The organism is Peribacillus sp. TH27 (assembly GCF_016650915.1).
GTDB classification, from domain to species: Bacteria; Bacillota; Bacilli; order Bacillales; family DSM-1321; genus Peribacillus; species Peribacillus butanolivorans.
On sequence record NZ_JAEKEV010000002.1, the window covers coordinates 801234 to 822380 of the forward strand.

General features: G+C 32.2%; 13 protein-coding genes. 4 read left to right on the forward strand and 9 right to left on the reverse strand.

What is annotated here, in order from left to right:
* Nucleotides 1-225: 225 nt before the first annotated feature.
* On the reverse strand, nucleotides 226-2199 hold the full coding sequence (locus JFU24_RS05260; RefSeq protein WP_201249672.1) for an Ig-like domain-containing protein: 1974 nt from the start codon (nucleotides 2197-2199) through the stop codon (nucleotides 226-228).
* A 245-nt stretch (nucleotides 2200-2444) separates the two neighbouring features.
* On the reverse strand, nucleotides 2445-5948 hold the full coding sequence (locus JFU24_RS05265; RefSeq protein ID WP_201249673.1) for an Ig-like domain-containing protein: 3504 nt from the start codon (nucleotides 5946-5948) through the stop codon (nucleotides 2445-2447).
* Between the two features lie 671 nt (nucleotides 5949-6619).
* Between JFU24_RS05265 and JFU24_RS30115 the strand changes: the two genes are divergently transcribed.
* The 3 genes from JFU24_RS30115 to JFU24_RS05280 all read left to right on the forward strand — a co-directional run bounded on the left by JFU24_RS30115 (nucleotide 6620) and on the right by JFU24_RS05280 (nucleotide 8165).
* A complete protein-coding gene (locus JFU24_RS30115; protein WP_201249674.1) occupies nucleotides 6620-6808 on the forward strand; it encodes a helix-turn-helix domain-containing protein in 189 nt (62 codons plus the stop codon).
* A complete protein-coding gene (locus JFU24_RS05275) occupies nucleotides 6805-6990 on the forward strand; it encodes a helix-turn-helix domain-containing protein (protein WP_342214668.1) in 186 nt (61 codons plus the stop codon). The genes JFU24_RS30115 and JFU24_RS05275 overlap by 4 nt, the downstream gene beginning before the upstream one ends.
* A 77-nt stretch (nucleotides 6991-7067) precedes the next feature.
* Nucleotides 7068-8165 carry a tyrosine-type recombinase/integrase gene (locus JFU24_RS05280; RefSeq protein WP_201249675.1) on the forward strand — a complete coding sequence of 366 codons (1098 nt, stop codon included), beginning with the start codon at nucleotides 7068-7070 and terminating at the stop codon, nucleotides 8163-8165.
* Between the two features lie 134 nt (nucleotides 8166-8299).
* Here the strand turns inward: JFU24_RS05280 and JFU24_RS05285 are convergent, their stop codons facing one another.
* From JFU24_RS05285 to JFU24_RS05300, 4 genes are all read right to left on the reverse strand, one after another.
* The gene (locus JFU24_RS05285; protein WP_201249676.1) at nucleotides 8300-8584 is read right to left on the reverse strand and encodes a hypothetical protein; all 285 of its coding nucleotides are present in this window, start codon (nucleotides 8582-8584) and stop codon (nucleotides 8300-8302) included.
* 707 nt (nucleotides 8585-9291) lie between these two features.
* Nucleotides 9292-11304, reverse strand: a complete 2013-nt coding sequence (locus JFU24_RS05290; RefSeq protein ID WP_201249677.1) for a hypothetical protein — start codon at nucleotides 11302-11304, stop codon at nucleotides 9292-9294.
* Nucleotides 11301-11768 carry a hypothetical protein gene (locus JFU24_RS05295; RefSeq protein WP_201249678.1) on the reverse strand — a complete coding sequence of 156 codons (468 nt, stop codon included), beginning with the start codon at nucleotides 11766-11768 and terminating at the stop codon, nucleotides 11301-11303. The genes JFU24_RS05290 and JFU24_RS05295 overlap by 4 nt, the downstream gene beginning before the upstream one ends.
* 6 nt (nucleotides 11769-11774) lie before the next feature.
* Nucleotides 11775-12719 carry a hypothetical protein gene (locus tag JFU24_RS05300; protein WP_201249679.1) on the reverse strand — a complete coding sequence of 315 codons (945 nt, stop codon included), beginning with the start codon at nucleotides 12717-12719 and terminating at the stop codon, nucleotides 11775-11777.
* A 1030-nt stretch (nucleotides 12720-13749) separates the two neighbouring features.
* Here JFU24_RS05300 and JFU24_RS05305 point away from each other — a divergent pair.
* Nucleotides 13750-14409 carry a RipA family octameric membrane protein gene (locus JFU24_RS05305; protein ID WP_201249680.1) on the forward strand — a complete coding sequence of 220 codons (660 nt, stop codon included), beginning with the start codon at nucleotides 13750-13752 and terminating at the stop codon, nucleotides 14407-14409.
* Nucleotides 14410-15193: 784 nt separating this feature from the next.
* On the opposite strand, the gene JFU24_RS05310 is transcribed toward JFU24_RS05305, so the two are convergent.
* The 3 genes from JFU24_RS05310 to JFU24_RS05320 are packed head-to-tail and all read right to left on the reverse strand — an operon-like array spanning nucleotide 15194 to nucleotide 21118.
* A complete protein-coding gene (locus JFU24_RS05310; protein WP_201249681.1) occupies nucleotides 15194-16300 on the reverse strand; it encodes an HNH endonuclease in 1107 nt (368 codons plus the stop codon).
* A 14-nt stretch (nucleotides 16301-16314) separates the two neighbouring features.
* Nucleotides 16315-17928, reverse strand: coding sequence for an AAA family ATPase (locus tag JFU24_RS05315; RefSeq protein WP_201249682.1), 1614 nt, complete (start codon nucleotides 17926-17928; stop codon nucleotides 16315-16317).
* 7 nt (nucleotides 17929-17935) lie between these two features.
* A complete protein-coding gene (locus tag JFU24_RS05320; protein ID WP_201249683.1) occupies nucleotides 17936-21118 on the reverse strand; it encodes an N-6 DNA methylase in 3183 nt (1060 codons plus the stop codon).
* Nucleotides 21119-21147 lie beyond the last annotated feature (29 nt).

Genomic DNA, 21147 nt, shown 5'->3' on the forward strand with positions numbered 1-21147 from the left:
AATAATAAAAAGTTATCGTCTACCAAATGGAGGAATAGACGTCGTTCTAATTTATATATCCTTACAGATGAATGATTAGAATTATAAGCAGCAGCTCCTTTTTGTGTTAGGCATTGAAGGGTTCTTATTGAGCTAGACCACCAGCCTTTTTGTTTAATAGAATATTCAAAAAAATGGTAATACTTGGGGAAGTATTACCGTTTTTTATATTTTCTTTGATTAAAATTAGCTTACCTTCGTTGTTTTACGCTTGCTCTTGTTACCTGATTTATCTTGAGCGTATACCGATACTGTGGAACCCTTCTTTTGTGCCTTGATTTTCACTTTGTAATTTCCTCGGCTATCTACTACACCTTGCCCTATCTTCTTACTTCCATTGTAAATATAAATAGATGCGCCTTTTTCACTCTTACCACTAACCGTGACGGTCTTGCTCGTTATTTTATTAACCGTGGGGACAGGTGGAGCTGTTTTATCAATCACCTTAACTGTTTTGCTGGAGCTTCTATTCCCTGAGGCATCTATGGCATAAACGGCAATGGGTGTTCCGGCTTTTTGCTTCGAAATCTTAATGGTATACGTACCGCTTTTTGATGTGGCTTCTCCAATTTCCTTGCTTCCCACCCATGCATATACTTTTGCATTGGTTTCAGCTTTACCAGTAATAGCAGTCGAATAATCATAAATTGTATTGACACTTGGGACAGCTGGAGCTGTTTTATCGATTACTTTAACCGATTTACTTTCGCTCTTATTTTCTGCTAAATCAACCGCATAAATAAGAATGGATGTGCCGGCTTTTTGTTTAGCAATATTCATGGAATAAGCACTGTTTTTTACTGTTGCTTCCCCGATTTTCTTGCTTCCTACCCATGCATATACTTTTGCATTGGTTTCAGCTTTACCAGTAATAACGGTAGCATTATCATAGACTGCATTCACAGTCGGAGTGGATGGCGCCGTTGCATCTTTAACCGTTATCTCTTTTGCCGCACTTGTGTTTCCAGCATTATCTGTAGCCGTAACGGTTACTTTTGTTCCTGCTTTTTGTTTGGGAATGGAGACCGTATATTTTCCTTCGGTACTTGCTTTCGCTGTTCCTATTGCATACGTCCCTACTTTTACTGTAAGGGTGGAACCTGCTTCGGCTATTCCTGTGACATTCGTCGATTTATCCGTTATTCCATTCACACTTGGTACTGTAGGAGGTACATCATCTACAGGTGGTGTCCAAGAGGAATCTAGCTTTTTAATATAAGCAGAGGAAATATAACCGTCTGACTTTCCATCTTTCGTTTTAACAGGAAACCAGACAAATTTATTTGCACTTTTTGCATTAATGTCATATGAATATTCTCCTGTGATTTCCAATATGGTATTTTTTGGAGCTAGATTATTTTCATCCTTGGAAGTAGCAGGGTGTGCTCTTAAATTCCCATTCCCTCCTGTTACAACTACATCGTCCCCTTTTTTCAATAGGTAGACAGAAGTATGCAACTGGTCAGTTAATGTAAATGTCTTTTCCCTAAAAACAATGTTGTTGTTAGAGTCGTATGCGAAGTGCTCTTTCTTAAAAGGAAATTGTGCCAATTTTGTATGGCCTAAGAAACTGTCATTTTCAATATACGAAAAGACTATTTCTTGATAAGCTTTTGTATTTTTCACTCCACTACTCTGAATTACAGGACCGTTAGTGGACTTTGTTCCATTGTACGCCATTATAGGGAAGTACCAATTTTCTATTTCATCTTTTCCTGCACCTTCTATTTTGGGAACTGCGTAATCGTACTTCTTACTAAGAATTTTAACGCCCTCCTCGATATTGAAGGCAATATCGTATTTTAATTTCTCTTTGTATTTTAATTTCTCATCGTTGCTGTACTCCTTTGGTATGTCTGTAACCTGCATAATACCAATTCCACCATCAGAAGTGATATTAGGTTTGTTCTCCCCTATGAATTGTAAATAATCACTTTCTTTTTTAGCCACTGCTTTTACAACTTCTGGAGGGATTTGAGCATCCAATGCTGCATTCGTCAGTAAACAGTTAATGTGCTGAAAATCGGGATTGTCATTTTTCTTAATTACACCAAACTTTGTGCATTTGGAAGACAATTCTGAAGCGGCAGAGGTTTCTTCAGTGACCAAGCCAAGTAATAAACATGTTAATAATCCTGTTCTCAATAAGATAGATTTCATTATTCCATTCTCCATTCTACTTAGTTAACAATCTAGCTATATTTTACCATAGTTAGTTTTTATTGATATATTTATACTATGTTATTTGTTTAAAGAATGAAGACGATAATCAAAGACACAATCAAGGAACATCACTAGATTTTAAGTTAAATCAGAACAAACAAAAGAGTTAATACTCATACAAGTATTAACTCTCGAATGTAAAGCCTATTAGTGGTTACTCTAACACTCTCCGAATATAGAAACTAACTCACTTTTACCGTTTTACTCTTACTCTTGTTGCCTGATTTGTCTTGAGCGTATACCGATACTGTGGACCCCTTCTTTTGCGCCTTGATTTTCACTTTATAACTCCCTCGGGTATCTACTACACCTTGCCCAATTTTATTACTTCCATTGTATATATAAATAGATGCTCCCTTTTCACTCTTACCAGTAACCGTTACGGTCTTGCTCGTTATTTTATCAACCGTTGGGACAGGTGGAGCTGTTTTGTCTATTACCTTGACTGTTTTACTCGAACTCTTATTACCTGCTGTATCTACTGCATAAACAATAATGCTTGTACCTGCTTTTTGTTTTGCAATCTTAATCGTATATTGACCATTTTTTGCTGTTGCTTCTCCGATTTTCTTGCTACCTACCATTGCATAAACTTTTGCGTTGGTTTCGGCTTTTCCAGTAATAGCAGTCGAATAATCATAGACTGTATTGACACTTGGAACCAATGGAGCTGTTTTATCGATTACTTTAACCGATTTGCTTGCGCTCTTATTTCCTGCTACATCAACCGCATAAACAACAATGGATGTCCCGGCTTTTTGTCTAGCAATATTAATGGAATAAGCACTGTTTTTTGCCGTTGCTTCCCCGATTTTTTTACTTCCCACCATCGCATATACTTTTGCATTGGTTTCAGCTTTGCCAGTAATAACGGTAGCATTATCATAGACTGCATTGACAGTTGGAGCGGACGGCGCTGTAGTGTCTTTAACCGTTATCTCTTTTGCTGCACTTGTGTTTCCTGCTTTGTCTGTAGCCGTGACGGTTAATTTTGTTCCACCTTTTTGTTTGGATATTTGGACTGTAAAATTACCATCGTTATTTGTTGTAGAAGTCCCTATTACTGATGTACCGGCTTTTACTCTTATTAAGGAATCTACTTCGGCTGTTCCTGAAACGGTTGAAGAGGTATCTGTTACTTCAACTACTGTTGGAACGGTAGGTGCTGTTGCATCTTTAACCGTAACTTCTTTTCCTGCACTTGTGTTTCCTGCTTTATCTGTAGCTGTGACCGTTAGTTTTGTTCCAGCTTTTTGTTTGGATATTTGTACGGTAAATTTACCGTCGGTACTTGTAGTAGTTGTTCCTATTACAGATGTACCTACTTTTACTCTAATAAGGGAACTGGATTCAGCTGTTCCTGATACGCTTGTAGATGTTTCTGTTACTTCATCAACTGTTGGAACGGTAGGTGGTGTTTCATCCTTAATGATTACTTCTTTAACCATTACCTCTTTTCCTACGCTTGTGTTTCCGGATTCGTCCGTAGCGGTGACAGTTAATTTTGTCCCTGCTTTTTGTTTGGGTATCGTAACCGTATATTTACCATCTTTCGCTGTCGTTGTACCTAATACAGTCGAACCGACTTTTACTGTAATCGTTGAACTGGTTTCCGCTGTTCCTGAAACACTTGTAGAAAAGTCAGTTACTTCATCCACATGTGGAGCTGTAGGTGCTATAGCATCTTTTACGATAACCACCTTGGATTCGCTTTTATTTCCTGCATTATCAGTAGCGGTAACGGATAGTTTTGTTCCTTCTTTTTGTGCACTAATCTTTACTGAGAATGTTTCATTGTCTGAGGTTACTCCTGTACCTAATTCTTTATCGCCAACCTTAATTGTGATGGTTGAACCTGCTTCCGCTTCCCCATCTACACTTGTGCTAGTATTATCAACATTGTTCACTTTAGGTGCAGGTGGTGATTTCACATCCATTTGTGGAAATCTATCAAACCGCAAAAAATACTTTTCTTCTAACACACGTAAACTATTACTAGTATTCTCATCTGTCCAATCAATGTGATTAAATGTAAGGTTTATTATATTGTTTGTTCGAAGCCCTCCATTTTGACTGTTTATTACCAATGGAGTAATGTCCGTAATTTGATTGGTCATAAGATTGAGATTATATAAACCTGTCATATTACTTATAGGCGTAATATCTTTAATCTTATTATTATGAAGACCCAGAATGCCTAATTGTTTCAAGTTCTTCAAAGGAGAAATATCCACAATTTCATTTCCAGTAAGGATTATCGAATATGCATTAGTCGCATACTCTAATCCGGTTAAATCCTTTATGCCTTGATACTGAGCATTTAATTCGTTTAGTCTCGTCATATCCTCCTTTGTAATATTTCCATTTAATTTATTTATTTCTTTGCGGACCGCTTTTTCAAGATTGTCATCCACAAATTCAACTATATTAGATTCCTTTACTGTAACCTTGGTTACTTCACTTACGTTTTCAGATTTATCCATTGCAGTGACTTCCAATGATGTTCCTACTGGCTGTGAATCAATAGATACAGAAAACGTTCCGTCTTCATTAACGACTGCTGTTCCAAGTAATGTATTTGCCGTTTTAACGGTTACGGTTGAACCTGCTTCGGCTTTTCCAGTTACACTTGATGATTTGTTCGTCACTTCATTTACATTTGGTGCTACTGGAGGAATTACATCAGCTGCTACTTTAAACGTTTTATATAAGTAATCCCCTTTTTTAGGAATGTGGAAGAAACTATTGCCTACTTTATCTTCGATGTTAATGTAATAAATCGTCCAAATACCATCTATTGCATCACTAGGTACCGTATACAAAGCTTCATATTTTTTTGTAGTAGGGTTATAGGTCAAATACACCGTATCTGTAGAATTAGAGGTTCCTGCTTTTCTTAGGGAGATTACAGTATCTCCTTTCTTTCCACTTATACCTGACTCTAAATCTTCCGCTTCCACCTGCATAAACACCTTTTCACCTGGTTGTACGACCTCTTTATCAAAGCTAATGCTTTTAACGGTCGGAGGGGTTTTATCATTGTTTCCATTGACTACTTCAAACGTTTTATATAAGTAATCCCCTTTTTTAGGAATGTGGAAGAAACTATTGCCTACTTTATCTTCGATGTTAATGTAATAAATCGTCCAAGTACCATTTATTGCATCACTAGGTACCGTATAGCTCCCTTCGTATTTTTTTGTTGTTGGGTTATAGGTCAAATAAACTGTGTCGGTAGAATTAGAGGTTCCTGCTTTTCTTAGGGAGATTACGGTATCTTCTTTCTTTTCACTTATGCCGGTCTCCAAATCTTCCGCTTCCACTTGCATAAACACCTTTTCACCTGGTTGTACGACCTCTTTGTCAAAGCTGATACTCTTTACGGTCGGAGGAGTTGTATCATTTTTTCCATTGACTACTTCAAAGGATTTATATAAGTAATCCCCTTTTTTAGGAATGTGGAAGAAACTATTGCCTAGTTTATCTTCGATGTTAATGTAATAAATCGTCCAAGTACCATTTATTGCATCACTAGGTACCGTATAGCTCCCTTCGTATTTTTTTGTTGTTAGGTTATAGGTCAAATAAACTGTGTCGGTAGAATTGGAGGTTCCTGCTTTTCTTAGGGAGATTACCGTATCTCCTTTGCTTTCACTTATACCTGACTCCAAATCTTCCGCTTCCACTTGTATAAACACCTTTTCACCTGGTTGTGCAACCTCTTTGTCAAAGCTAATGCTTTTTACGGTAGGAGGGGTATTATCAGTTGCTGCTAAAATCAGCGACTGAGTTGCCTAATGAAAAAGAAAAAATATAGCAAAAACTAATAAAATCTTTATTGAACGTTTGTACATGTAAAATCTCCTTCATACACTTTTTATTTTTTCATACATGATTCTTGTGAACTATTTAATTGTACTATTTACCCATATGAACCAACAATATATATTTACCATATTGTCAATAAATTAGTATTTCATGAAAAAATATCTATGCTCCTTCCATAACCTATTACAGTCGTGCTTTCTTTTACTCTAATCAAGGACTCTGATTCAGCTGTACCTGATACGCTGTTATAAAGGAACTTATAAATACAACTAATAACCACCTATTAACAGAGACAGAAATAATTTCTTACTTATTATATGAGCCTGTTAATTTAATAGATAATGAATCCTACACATAAGGAACCAAATTGTAATTGTGACATCAACAATATCCTATCTGAAATTCAAAATTAAAAATAGTAACAAAGAACTATTTTTTATCTTATCAAAAATAAAACTGATATTTTCACATTTAATAAAATCTATTTGTTAATATCAGCGTGTAGAGTTTTGAAAGGTGGAAAATAAACGTGATAACAACCGAGTACCCTTCTATATTAAAAGTTAAGGATATACAAAATATATTAAGAATCGGACAAAGACAAACGTATGATTTAGTTAAAACTGAGGATTTCAAGGCAATACGACTTGGTACTAGACATCGCTATTCTAAAGAGCACTTTATTAAATGGTTAGAAGGAAAGGAGAAATTGGCATGACAAACATGAATACACTTGATAAATATCCAGATGTCATTACTGTTACCGAATTACAAAAAATCCTTGGGATAGGCAGAGAACAAGCTTATATACTAGCTAGCAGCGATTCTTTTCCTGTAAGAAGAGTTGGAAAGAGAATAATAATTTACAAACCAACATTTATTGAATGGTTAAAAAGTTAACTAAGAACATGTATAAGATGTAAAGAAAACAAACATACTGTATCTATAAAACTATTAACAACAAAGGAGTGTTTAAAATGAGAGGAAGCGTAAAAAAAGATGGAGGAACTTGGTGTTATACAGTTGATATTGGTAAAACACCGGATGGTAAACGAATTAAAAAGAAAAAAAGAGGATTCAAAACTCAGAAAGAAGCACAAAAATCATTAAATGAAGTGTTGAATGACATTAATAAAGGAAAGTTTATCAGCACTGCAAAATATACATATTGTGATTTCTTAGATATTTGGTTAAAACAGATTGAACATTCAGTTGCTGATTCTACATTTTCAACATATTCAAATATTGTAAGTAATTATTTAAAACCGCTGATTGGTCATTATTTAATAACAGATTTAAATATTAGACTACTAAATAACTTCAAAACCGGATTACATGATAAATACTTGTCCAATAACTATATTAGTAAGATTATATCTGTATTAAAAAATAGTTTGAATTACGCTGTTGAACAAGAATATATAATAGTAAACCCTGCTAGTAAGATAAAAAAACCACCGGAAATACTTAAAACAACCATTGGATGGACAGATGATGATATCAGGGTATTTCTAGATGTCGCAAAAGGTTCAATATACTACCCAGCTTATCTTTTGGGAATTTTTTGTGGTCTAAGACGTGGGGAGGTGCTTGGCATCAGTTGGTCTGAAATTGACTTTACCAAAAAGAAACTAGTTGTACTGAACGTTTTAAGTGCGGATGGTAAAACACTCATTATGAAACCTAAGACAAAGGGTTCTCGAAGGAATGTTGATATTCCGACTGAAACTTTAATGGCACTTTCTGAAATAAAAAATGAACTAGAGAAAAAAGACCATATATCCAAGGAATATAACTTGGTTGTTCCCAATGGAATTGGTACACCTGTACACCCTAGAAATCTTCTCCGTAATATGAAGAGTTTAATAAACAAAGCAGGGGTGCCTAATATAACATTTCACGACTTGCGTCATATTCATGCTTCACTTCTTCTCCAACAAAACATTCACATGAAAGTTGTATCAGAAAGATTAGGACACACAAAAATATCAACTACCATGGATAGATATTCTCACTTGGTTCCTTCACTACAATCGGAAGCAGCGGAATCATTAAATTACTTATGGGGTAAATAAACAAGACTTGGGATTGAGTTATATAATCCCAAGTCTGTTTATATTGGTTATGTAAAAGTTCTTGGTTTATTTTTGGAATAAATCGTTCGAAAAACATTGAGCAAATTCTCTTCTTGTTTTTGTATTTACTTCTTTTACTCCATTGCATCTCCGTGTTCTTGTGCTGCTTTTATTAGTTCATCCACCTCTTCCTTTTTTAAATTTTGGACTGAGGGAAATAATGTTTCAAAATGGTTAGTCACGGCTTTACATACTTCGTAAAACTCTTTAGCTGAAGTCAAGTCAGTTTTCATAGTATTTACTTTATTCATGCACAATACTATGTTTTTCTTATCGTAATGTCCGTCTACTCTTTCTCTATCGGGACTACACATCAACCCTAGTCCTATATATTTTTTGTCCTTAACAGGAAGTGTCATTTTCCCTGCTTGTTCTTCTACCGCACCCGGTATAATTCTTCATCTAGGTAGCCACTACATAATAAGATTTCACCATGATTAGTCTCTGGTTACAAACCAGCATGGTTATTAATGAAAGAAATATATTTACCTTGCCCTAAGTATTGCTAGGATAATCCCACTTAAATAAATCCAGTTTTCTAAGTAATAAATGATTAATAAATGATTTTGCTAAGTACAATCGGATTATTATTACCGTCGTTTATATTGAAAATAACATTAAAACTATATTCAAAAAAGCGGGTATAATATTTAAGCAATTCTGCTACTGACAACATGTTTTCAGCATCAGTTGTAATTCTAAAAATTTATAGAATTTACCATCGAAGTTTATTCCAAAATTCATAAACAGTATTGGTATACAAAACTAATAAAGAGGAAGCAAATAATCGTATTTAAGCTAAAAAAATCAAATCAACAAGAGTTTTGCTTCCAAATTCACCTATCTCCTTCCACACAGAAAAAACACGAAAATGTGTTTTTTTCACACTGTGACAATACACATAAAATTTTAGCAAAAAAATATTTTTTTTCATTATTATACCAATCATTATGTAAATTTGTTCAAAAGGTAATTCCTAATTTTTAAAAAACACCATACTACCCCACCTTTCGTAAAGCGAGGAAGTAAATGATGGTGTCTCTGCAATTAGGTCATTCAGAGCTTTCTAAGATATTGGCTTTATAATATAGTCTTCTCCTAAATCTATTATATTTACAGTCAAATTCTTGGTCATTTCTTTTATTTCATCTGGCTCAAGGGAGGTTCCCACAATCGATTGTCCTTTTGTTCCTGATAAAACCTGAAAAAGTTGTTTCTGACTCTTAACTGCCATCTGTTGTTGTCCTGGCTCATCAAAAACCATCAGTCCTGGATGATTTCCTGCAAACTTTAAATTTGTTTTGTACATAGCAATTACATATGACCATATTAAACGGATATTGTCACTTGCTGAAGAATCAAATTTAATATCAAAACCACTAACAATCGGAGTATATTTATCATGAGAAATAGAGATTTCCTCAGTATTGATACTGGAAAAACTAAAATCTCTTAATAATTTTAAAAATTCTTTTTCAAAATAATATAATTTTTTCTTATCTAATTCTGAAAAATAATGTTTTGGTAAGTTTTCTAATCGAGATAAATACATCCTCCATTCATTTTTAAATTGTTCAAAATGATTTTCTATTTTTTCGAACGAGTTACTTGCTTCTTGTAATTTGCTCAAAAGAACCTTTAATTCTACCAGCTTTTCTAAATTTTCTTGTGTAGGTAACTTAGGATTCTCACTTAATTCAGCTTTATATAGCCTTAGTTCTCTTCTGGCTTTATTAAGAAATTCTGTAACCGTATCTAACTTGGTTTCTTTTGATTGTATTACCATTTTTGATTGTTTAACACCGAATATCAAGGTATTAATTTGTTCTTTAATAAACGTTATGTTTTCAGATAAATCCAGAGGCTGAATACTTGATTCAGGAGGCATGAGCGTATCTTCAACATGTTGGTGACAAGTTGGACAAATTCCATGTGAAAAAGTCGAGTCAATTTCCGCCCCCAGTCTATAGAGCTTTTCAGCTTCTTGATTTCTTTTTAAATCAATTTCCAAGTGTTTTAAATTTTCGCTCATGGTTTGCATGTTATTTTTTTCTAAATGTAAATCTTGCCTAATAGAATTTATTTCTGACTGTAATGTCAACACAAGAAGGTCCTGTTCTTTAACCTCTTTTTCATATTTTCCAGCAACATCAGATATTCTTTTCACGCTGTAATTTTCTCTTTCTTTTATTGAGCTCTCTAATTCAAAAATTCTATCTACAATAGATATGAGTTTTCGGTTCTTATCATAAACATTTAGAGATATTACTTCTAATAGGATTGGTTTATCTGGGAGTGAAGTAACCTCTCCATTTATTGTTTCTGCTATTTCTTGTAAAGAACTCTTTAATCCTATCCATCTATTTACATATAGCGCTTTTAAAACCTTTAATTCTTCTCGTTCCTTTGCGTTTTTGGTTATATCCATATTTAACATAAATTCAAAAGCACGTTTTGATAAATCCCTTATCCCAAAGCTTCCTGATATAGGTACATAAAAACTACTCCACCCCTTGTTTTGTTCAACAAAAAATAAGGGAAAGAGGGTCTGTATGTATAATAATCTGTCTCCACCTTCAAACGTTGATACTTCAGGTAAATTCCATCCTAAAAACGATGCTAAGAAAGTATGGAATCCTGCTTCCTCAACTGCTGAACCCTTCATATGTACATAAAAATCCTTAGAAATTAATTCTTCGACTTTTGTAAGTGCAGGTCCAAAATGAACCCTGATTAATTTTTCATCTATACCAGACGACTTTATCCATCTAGTTAGTGTAATAATGTCTCCCTGTTGGTTGGAAATTTCAAGTTGCACTTTTGACTCCAAGATAGCTACTTCTTTTTCCTTATATATCAACTTATCTTTAAGTGCCGGTTTCATGGTTTTGGCATTTTTCCCACCGAGCAATTCTTCAATCCCTAATGGGTACAAAATTGCATTAAGTGTCGAGCTTTTTCCCCTTGTATTTCTGGCTCTTAGAATATTAAATCCATCTAAGAAAGGGATATCAGTTCCAAACACTCCATCTTCTGTATCGATGGTAATTTTCAAACGATTTATATTTATTCGATTCATGAAGGGTACCTCTCTTTGAATAATGTCAAAATATAATTATCGGATAGGCTCTTTTTTATACTATTTAGAAATCTCTTTTCTTCATCAAATATATCTTCACTGATAATCTTGAGCACAAACTCTACTCCCTTTTCAGTTAAAGAGAATTTCCCTGTATTATTATTGAATGAAAGAAATCCCATTGCCACACCGTAGTTCAAGGCTCTATTTAAAAATGGGTCAAATCGAACGATAGGGAAATCCTTCGTTTTTTTTAATTGAAGCAACCTATCATAACGACTTTCATTCTTTAGAGCCCAATTGAATAATTGTAACTTTAATAGAGAAGCTTTTTGTTGAGTCGAGGATAAGTAAAGAATTAGCATGATTAGCGAAATCCTATAAATGGGTCGAAGCTCAGGTGAAATAGGTATTCTTTTTTTGCTAAACCTAATTTCTTTTATCTCATCTAATGGTAAATCCATTTTATTTCACCCTCCAAAGTCTAATGGACAGTCAATTAGCCAACTAGCTATTGCTTCATGACATAAGTCGTTATATACCGAGAATTCAAAAATATCATGAAACTTTTCTCCAACTAAGGCATTCTTGTATTTTTCTAGAGTGTCTTTCAACAACTCCTTAGGAGTCAAATCTGTTAGTAATACTTCAGCCTCTAAATGAGTTGCAATGGAGCTTTTTATTTTCACCTGTTTTTCATATGCTGAACTATATGTTTGCTGCATATGAGTGAGAATTTCTTGCCCTTTAATATAGTTACGAACCTGATAATCGATAAATGTATTGGTTTTTTTTCTTTTATCATGTTCTTCTAGATGGTCAAACAATTTCCCGATTTTCTTGTCTAAAATTCCAATTGATGATGTTTGACACTTTTTCCAGTTGATAATTTCCTCCTGGTCAGGAACAGGCACGTCAATACTTATCTTTTCATTAAGAATTTGCTTTGCCTTAATAATTTCTTTACCATAAAACAGCTCATCATGGACCAGTACATCAAAAGAACCATCTAATAAATCATTGAGAGTTTCATCATTCCTAAATTCGATTGCTTTTTTATGGCAATGTGCAACGAGCTCTTTATTGGTTACTTTTGGAGTCAAAAAAATCCATTTTTTAATTTTGACGCCTTGAAAGAACTTCAGTAACTGTTTTTGATATTTTTTTAGTTTTTGTAAATCCGCCGACACTTTATCCCGTTGATGATTATAAAGTTTAGAAGAATCATATTCATCATCAGGGCAATAGCATTGAAAAATGATTCCAGTTCTTGTGAATCCTTCAATTCCTAAATCACCATGTGTATGAGCCGTCATCTCTTGATAACCATCATTCTCATATTTCATTTTTAATAAAGTTTGGCAATGTTCTTCCCAACTGTCCCCGTTATATGTCCCAAAAGGTGTTTTGAGCATAATTACCCTCCGCACTTATCTAAAAAATTTAGTAAAATTGATATATAATAATTATGGTACATGATTTTAACATTTTCAGCTAATTTACATCAATTATCTACCAATTTCCCTAAAAAATATATATTTTTGGACAAAAAAAAGAACTATACCTTATAAATGTTGATGGTTATTGTATTTATTAAATTTTCTTCCCTATTAATAAAACTTGTTTTATTAATTTTTATTATGCCCCCACCTTTTTTACTCTAGAAATACATCTTTTCTATTTAAAATGACTAGTACACACCTATACACATAAAGTTGCTACATAGTACAATGAAGACATATTAACCCGAAGGGAATATTTATTGTCATTATCCTTATTTCATTATAGAACATACGTTCGTGGAATGAAAGAAGGATGATAATGAAGCCTAATTCTAAGTTTTTTTAAATCCTTTAAATTAGTATTAAAAATTCTCAAAAAGGCAAGGTCATACCTATCTATTTCTTTTCAAAACCGATATCATTTTACAACCCTTACTAATGACAAAAGTATTCCAAAACATACGTTGGATGCAATATCTTTTGTCAAATAACAAAAACAAACTCGATAAGAAAAAGGAATTCTGGGTAAAGTACAAAATATTTTATTTATGGAACGCTTCGATGGGTATTTTTCCAATTTACCCGGGTACAAGTACCGATATATCGATGAAATGATTTTTGCCGATAATTACCTAGTCATTTTAAGTGAATAAACAATATTTCAAAAGAACTAAATGGAGTCACTCTGCTGACAGTGAAAAGGTTCCTTCGAAATTTTTAAGCTGAATAGAGATTTTGAAGAAAGGTGAACAAGGGCTACTAAAATCTTATTACCCAACCCACTCACATGAAATTACGGATGAATATCTCTGTCCATTCTAAATTAAGAACTTATAATGAAAAACAATAGGACACATTCGTAAACCTTTTCTCTATTAATGTACTTTAAAAACTAAAAACACTTTACTGATTATTAGCAGAAAAATTATGGGCGGGTGAAGATATGGCTAAAGCATATAGAAAATTAATAAAAAATACATCTGCATACGATAGGACCTTCAAAGTAGATAGAGAAAAAGCTTTAGAATATGCGTTAGATATACGTAAGTTTGAGATAGATTTATACTGGAAACGAGCAACTTATTTTTGGACTTTTATAGGTGTAGCCTTTGCAGGCTATTTTGCTCTTTTAGCTGCGAAAAATATTCCGGAAGAGGCTATTTTTTTGGTTAATTGTCTTGGATTTATTTTTACTTTTAGTTGGTACTTAGTAAACAGGGGAAGTAAGTTTTGGCAAAATAATTGGGAAAGACATGTAGATATGCTCGAAGATAAGGTAATCGGTCCTTTATATAAAACAGCTATTAATATGAAGCATCCCAAAATGATACATATATTTGATGAATATCCTTTTTCTGTTTCAAAAATAAATCAAATATTAAGTTTATTTTTATGTATCGTCTGGATATTTTTAGGTTGCCGTTCTATTAGTAGCTTATTCAACATTTTCGAACCCTTTAAAGGATTTAATATGCTGTTAATAGGATTAATTACATTAATTTATATTGTAATAGTATTAATTTATGGAAAATCAACACCAAACTTAGGTGATAATACAGAAGCAGGCAAAGTGTTTGTTGTAAGAAAAAGTTTTCTTGAATAATGAAGAACTATTGGTCCGATGATAGATTTTTATAGACAATAAAAACCTTGGTTTATTGGGATTTTTCACCAATATTACTCCAAAAGAAAAATACACTTTACGAACCGAACCTCTAAAAGGCTAGGTATTGAGAAATAGTTGTTTATTCTTATTAAATTAAAAGTCATTATTTTTCCAATGACTTTTAATCTAATAATCTACACTATAAGCTAAATCCTTCTCTAAAAAATTCATGATTTTTAAAAGCTACCTAATAACATATAAACCACTGCTTGAGGTGATTTTATAGAGATTCATTCCTTCAATTTTTGGATTATAACCTTTGAAGTCATGTATTTTATGAACAACAGACTCTTCTTCTTGTTTATTTTTAATTCTTTTTGTTTCTATATATTCTCTTCTATTTCCTCAATTCTTTTTTCTAAAATTCCCCGGCTTTAAAAATCCATTTTACATCTTTTTAAATTCTCTCTTGTATTGCTTTTTGTTTTTTATCCTCAAGAGAATACGACCGGTTCATCTTTTAAATACTCTAAAATTTGTTTCGTCTTATTTTTATGTTGCATTTGTTCCACATTTACTCAAGATACATACACTCGTTAAAAAATGGCTTCCTAATACACCTATCAACTTTATTTTTATTAGTTCATTTTAAATTCCTGTTTATTCTCGATTTTGAATATTTGTTAATAATTGTTAATATGTAGTTGATTTTAGGTCACGTTAGATAATTACTCACGCTATCGAAATCCTTCGCAAGGTTATTCAAGTAAAGTATTATTTGTTAAGTAATAGCATAGCCAAATCCGTATTCTTTAAGTTGAAGGAGTACCTCGCAGTACAATGTATTAAACTGGACAATATTACTACCTAAGAACTTCAAATAACTAGCACGCAAAAAGTAATTATCCATAATATTAATTTTAATATCGGAATGAGATAACATATTTTTCCATATATAATCACCTACCTCTTCCCTTGTTGGTTTTTCCAAAGAGATAAAATGTTCCACTATTTGATGTACAATATTTTTATGTGTATTAACTAATCGTTCGGTCCAAACAGATTCCAAATTAAAGGTATCAGTATGGTTTTGTACATGTTGTTTATTCTGAATATCTTTTGCAACAGTTTTTACTCTCTTACCATTCTTACCTTCAAAAGTTAGATTTATTGTTTTTATCCCAGCTATTTTATATGGAATAAAAACTTTCCCTAAGCTCCCAGCTTCGTTTGCATCTTCTGGCTTAAGCGGGTTGGTTGGGGGTCTATTTCCTTTCCCACCCCCAATCGCAGTATTACAAGAAATGCACAACGGCACTAAGTTGTACGGGTGAATAACCAAAGAAGGAAATGTTGACTTAGGAAAATAATGGTCTAATTGTGCATTGTTTAAATTCATCTCACCTAAACAAGCTGGACACATATGGAAATTTATAGGGTTAACTCTTTTATACTCTTCCTTGAAATGATGTCTATTATTTCCCCCACCCACTTCATAATCAAAGAAGTCCGAATAATATCTATTAAAATGTTTGTTAATCTCATTTTCATTATCTAATTTGTGAATATACGCTGAAAAGCTAAAAGAAGCATTATCAATATGTTCTATAAAATTTATATCATTTTTAATACTATTTAAAAATGATACTCTTTCGGTCTTACTAGGAAAAATTTTATGAAACTCTTTAACCCTTTTCTTTGGTTTAATAGGAGAAAAAGAAAAAGAACAATCCTTTAGTGAAGTGTTGTTATTTTCAAAAGTAGTTTTATCGAATCCACCAGGCGATATATTTTCATCATCACAATACTGGAGTAACGCAATCATATATTCTATTCCTAATTCGAGCTTTTTTTTAAATTCAATTGGCATTTTAACTTCCAAGAGCATTTATTTGTACCACCTTATTTGTAATGATTCAATTTTAAATCAAACAGTAATTCACGTAATTGATACCTGCTATATCCAGGTCCAACTTCATTTATTACTTGTTCTATTTCCTCTATATCTGCTCTTTTTATTACTTCATCTAAGAATTTTTTTGAGTATGTGTTTAAGGAATTTTGTTTGTTTACTCTTTTACTTATTTCATCTCGGTCAGCACCAAAAGTAGACGTTAAAAAATCATTACCTTTTAAAATGCCTCTTTGCTTGTCAAACAAATAAATTTGACTCTGTAGAGCATCTGTCAATATTAATGTCGAATGTGTGGCGACCAAGAACTCATGATTAAGATATATGTCATCATCAATCCTAACCAAATCATGCATTGTAGAAACGAACTTTGCAGACCAAGACTCATTAAGATGTACATCTGGCTCGTCAAATAAGAATAGTATATTATCTTGTGATGTATCGCTTGATAAAAGTATTAAACCCATTCTTGCTAACCAGAAATATTCCCCATCACTAAAGGAATTCTCATAATGTAGCCAATTTGAATTTTCATTTTTGAAAATCAAATGTGCATCAACTAACAAACCATCCCTGTAGGCTACCAGTAGAGAAATTAAAAAATCTAATGGGCTTCGTATATTATTTAATTTAGGGGCTTGATAGTTCCCAGAAGAATAGTGACCTTCTGACTCTATGTTAAAAACGAAAACTTTCTGTCTTTTTAATCCTATTTCCATTTCCGATTGTTGAAGTTTAATTGATTCCCAATCATATATTGTTTGTTCCAATCCCTCTTTGTTAAATTCTGGTGTAATTATCTCTTTAAATCGTTGTAATGCGATTGAATCCTTTTCATTTTTTGAATCCTCTAGTAACCTTTCTTCATCAACAACTAAAGAAAATGCTATAGGAGTGAAATTTGTCAAAGAACTAAACAAAAGCTCGCGTAATTCTCTATACCTTTTTCCATACTTCTCGCCAGATAATATAACCGCACACAAGGCTATTAAAACCAATTTAGATGTTTGTCCATCAATAAACAGAAACTTAGGATTATATAATAATTGATTGAGATTAACAACAATATTATTTAATTCTTCTGTTCTTGATAAGATGTCTTTCTTATTATAATTGGTTGGATATAAAATATCATATACATCACTACCTAATGAAGAGAATGGTGAGTGAATAAAAATATCATCTAAGTTGTTTGTTGGTCCAGAAGCTGAAGAAATTATTCTAGATGGATGTAACTCAGACATTTGGCTGAAGAAACCTATTTCCTTCTTAACATCCCTTATATTAGAGTAATCTTTGCTAACTTGAACACTAAGCCTATACATACTCTCCTTATCTTCATTGGGTGTTATCCGAACGAATTTTTCAATCCCACTGACCTTAATACTATATACGATATCGAACATAAAACCTGGTGTTTCATCCTGTAATACCCTTGTGAATATTAGTCCAATAGCCTCAAAAAATGATGATTTACCAGAACCATTGCCTCCAACAAAAAACTTCAAAGATACCGGACTAATTAAATCATTTTGCTTATCGAATTCTATCTTCATTTCTTTAATAATTTTATAATTTTTTATATAAACATACTTCAGTCTCATGCATTTGCTAACCCCTTTTTACTAGAGAATATGTATCTATACTTAATATTCCCTGTATTCTATCTTTTAATTTATTCCCTTCCATTATTAGTTCAGTATTACCAAGATTTAAGGAATTCGTTGACTTCTCCAATATCCCCAAATTTACAAACAACTCTATTGTTTGCTTAGCCTCTTGAACCCCAAGTTTTAATTCGTTTTGAGATACTACCCGAGTATTTACAAGTTTGGCAGCTTCATGAATAGCTAACGGTTTACTTTGAATAATAAACTCTTCGAGGAGTTTTTTCTGTAAGACAGCTGGACAAAACTTATTTATTACCTGCCTTAATTCTTCTGCAAAAATGTTATCATAATTAGAACTTCTTTCCTGTTTATTGCTATTAATATACTTTAAGTCTATTTGTGCAACTTGATTATTTTTATCTATTTTTAAAATTTCTAAAGATATTTTTTCTAAATTATTAATATCCCCAAGTATTCTGTATATCTTGCCAAGTTCTATTCTTGCCTCAAGATTAGAATTATTAATTTTTAGTATTTCGAGCAATTCCGATTCAGCCCTTTTTAAATCACCCTGTATTTGATAGACATCACTTAACATCAACCGAATTTGAATGTTTTGAATGTCAATTTCTAGTGTTTCTTTTAATAGCCGTTTTAGAGTAATATATTTCCCTTGTCTTTTATAAATTTCACCCAAATCAATACGCAATTGTATATCATTAGATTTTTTAACTAGTATTTTTAAAATTTGTTCTGCTTTATTAAGACTTCCCTCACTAAGGTAAATACTGCTCAATTCCACCTGTGCTGCAAAATTATTAGCATTTTTGCTTAACACCGATTTTAAGATTTGTTCTGCTTTTTTTAAGTGTCCTTGTCTGTGGAAAATTCTACTTAATTCTATTTTTGCTTCTAAATTATCTGACTCACGTGCTATTACAGTATTTAATAAATGCTCTGCCTTTTTTATCTCTCCTTGCCTTTGATAAATTTTGCTCATTTCTATTTGTGCTAATGAATTGTTTTCGTCAATTTTCAACACATTATCTAAAAGCTCCCTAGCCTCATGAAGGTTACCCATTTTTTCATAATTCGTACTCAATTGGATTAAATGCTCAATAATGTCGTCATTAAGGTTTGAATTATCTTGTAATAATCGTTTTGCCTCTAAAAATCTCCCCTGATTTATTACACTCCGATTTTTATTTGAGTAAATATTTTGTTTATCCTCTTCCCAAAAATTCAAGTCAACGTTATAGTTATTTACTTCTTTCCCTTTTTTCAGAAAAACGATATCGCCGTTGGTATTTTTATTTTTCGATATTCTTCCTTCCTGCATTAATTTACTTACTGCTTTGCAAGCCATCTGAAAAGGGGTTAAAGGATGTATTAACTCAAAAATTTCATTTAATTTATATCTTCTTTTGTCCTCCATATTCCTATAAATAGTATCCATTATTTTACCGGCACCATTTCTAGTAGAATTTATATTTTCACTTGTAAATGGATTATAGCGCCTTCCATCCAAATTAAAATTATTTATTTTCATTTGTTGTAAAGTGGCAAACCATGTTTTCTTCTTATCCCAATTATCTGGAGGAGTGAAATATTCAATCTCATCATTGTACTGTTTTTTATTAGTATTTCTATACCACTTTTCCCATAAACTTTCCCTATTTCGCCATTCTAAAAGTAAGTTTTCCATATCTTCTTTTTTATGTAAGTTAAAAAACCAAACCCTTATGTCAGACACACTTTTGGAACCTTGTTCTTTTAGTAAAAGAATTGAATAACCGTTGTCACTTAGTTCATTAAAACTAGGGATATTTAAGTTAACTATCCCTTCAATATAAAATGATGTTACTAACTTTTCCCTATATTCACTAATTTTCGATTCATTATTATTTAAAAAAGAATTTGGAACTATAACAGCGCATTTTCCATTTTTCGAAAGAAGTGACAAGATTTTCTCCAAATACATAATGGTTATATTGCGAGTCTGAAGTAACGATAAGTTATCCGCTATATCTGAAGTATCTACTTTATTTACTGGAGGAAAAGACGTTATAAAATCATATTTTTTGGGAATTCGGTTATCAACCTTAAATTCAGATGAGAGTGGATTTAAATGATAAACTTGTATATTCTCTGCTTCATTCAGCATTAAGTTTAAGCTTGCTATTCTAATTATTACCGGGTTTGTATCAAAACCATATATTTCCCAGGTAGCATTTTGTGGAGGATGCCCTTCGTATAAAAGAGACTTATTTATTGTTAATAAAGAATTTCCATACCCACAGTTCAAATCGCTTATTAGTGACTTCCTTGTTGGTTCTAGCATTTGTACCATAATTTCTGATATAAAAATTGGAATTTGGGCGGTATCCCTACTACTACTGAGGTTTGGTGAATCTAATTGTTCTATTAAATGTTGTATAATTAATTTCTCAACATTTGGTACTCCTAATTTTAACGCTGTTAGATTCATATATTCTATTTTAAAAATCACCTTTTTAATTTGCTCATCATTTAATTTTATATTTGGTGATGTTTTCATATTATTTATTAAAACATCATCAACTACGATATCATCAAGAGAATGTTTTATTTTATTAATTTGTTGAATAATTTGTATACCATCAAATTTAGTTAAACTATTCCAATTATATACGTCATCTTTTTTAGCAAGAAAACTAAATTTTGCTGTATCTATGTATTTTAAAAATATGAGAAATCCTATTTGGTCGATAATCGAAAAAATATTATAATCTCCACTTTCAAAAAATATTTCTTTTATGTCCTCTATCTCACTTGCTATAATGTCTATTATTTTTATGTTCCTGTTTCCACTTCTAAATATTTTATAACTTTCAAATTGAGCTAATTCTCTTTCTTTAAAACCATTGCGATACTCTAGTAAAAATACTTTACCAACTTCAGTTATTTTAATTAATCCCCTAGATGGATACTCCAGTAATCCTGCGTTCTTTAAGTGAGTTTTTGCCCAACTTACATTAACTTTAAACTTTAGGTTACCTCCATCAGTTTTCTGTTCTAAGTCTTCTTTAGTTAAATCAAATTTCTTAACTAGATAATTATTAAGTTCTTTAGAACTATATATTGCACCAGTATCAATATATTTAAGTATTGGGAATAGTAAATCTCCCATATTAGGTACAGACATTAGAAAACATTCCTTTCATATATAGTGTT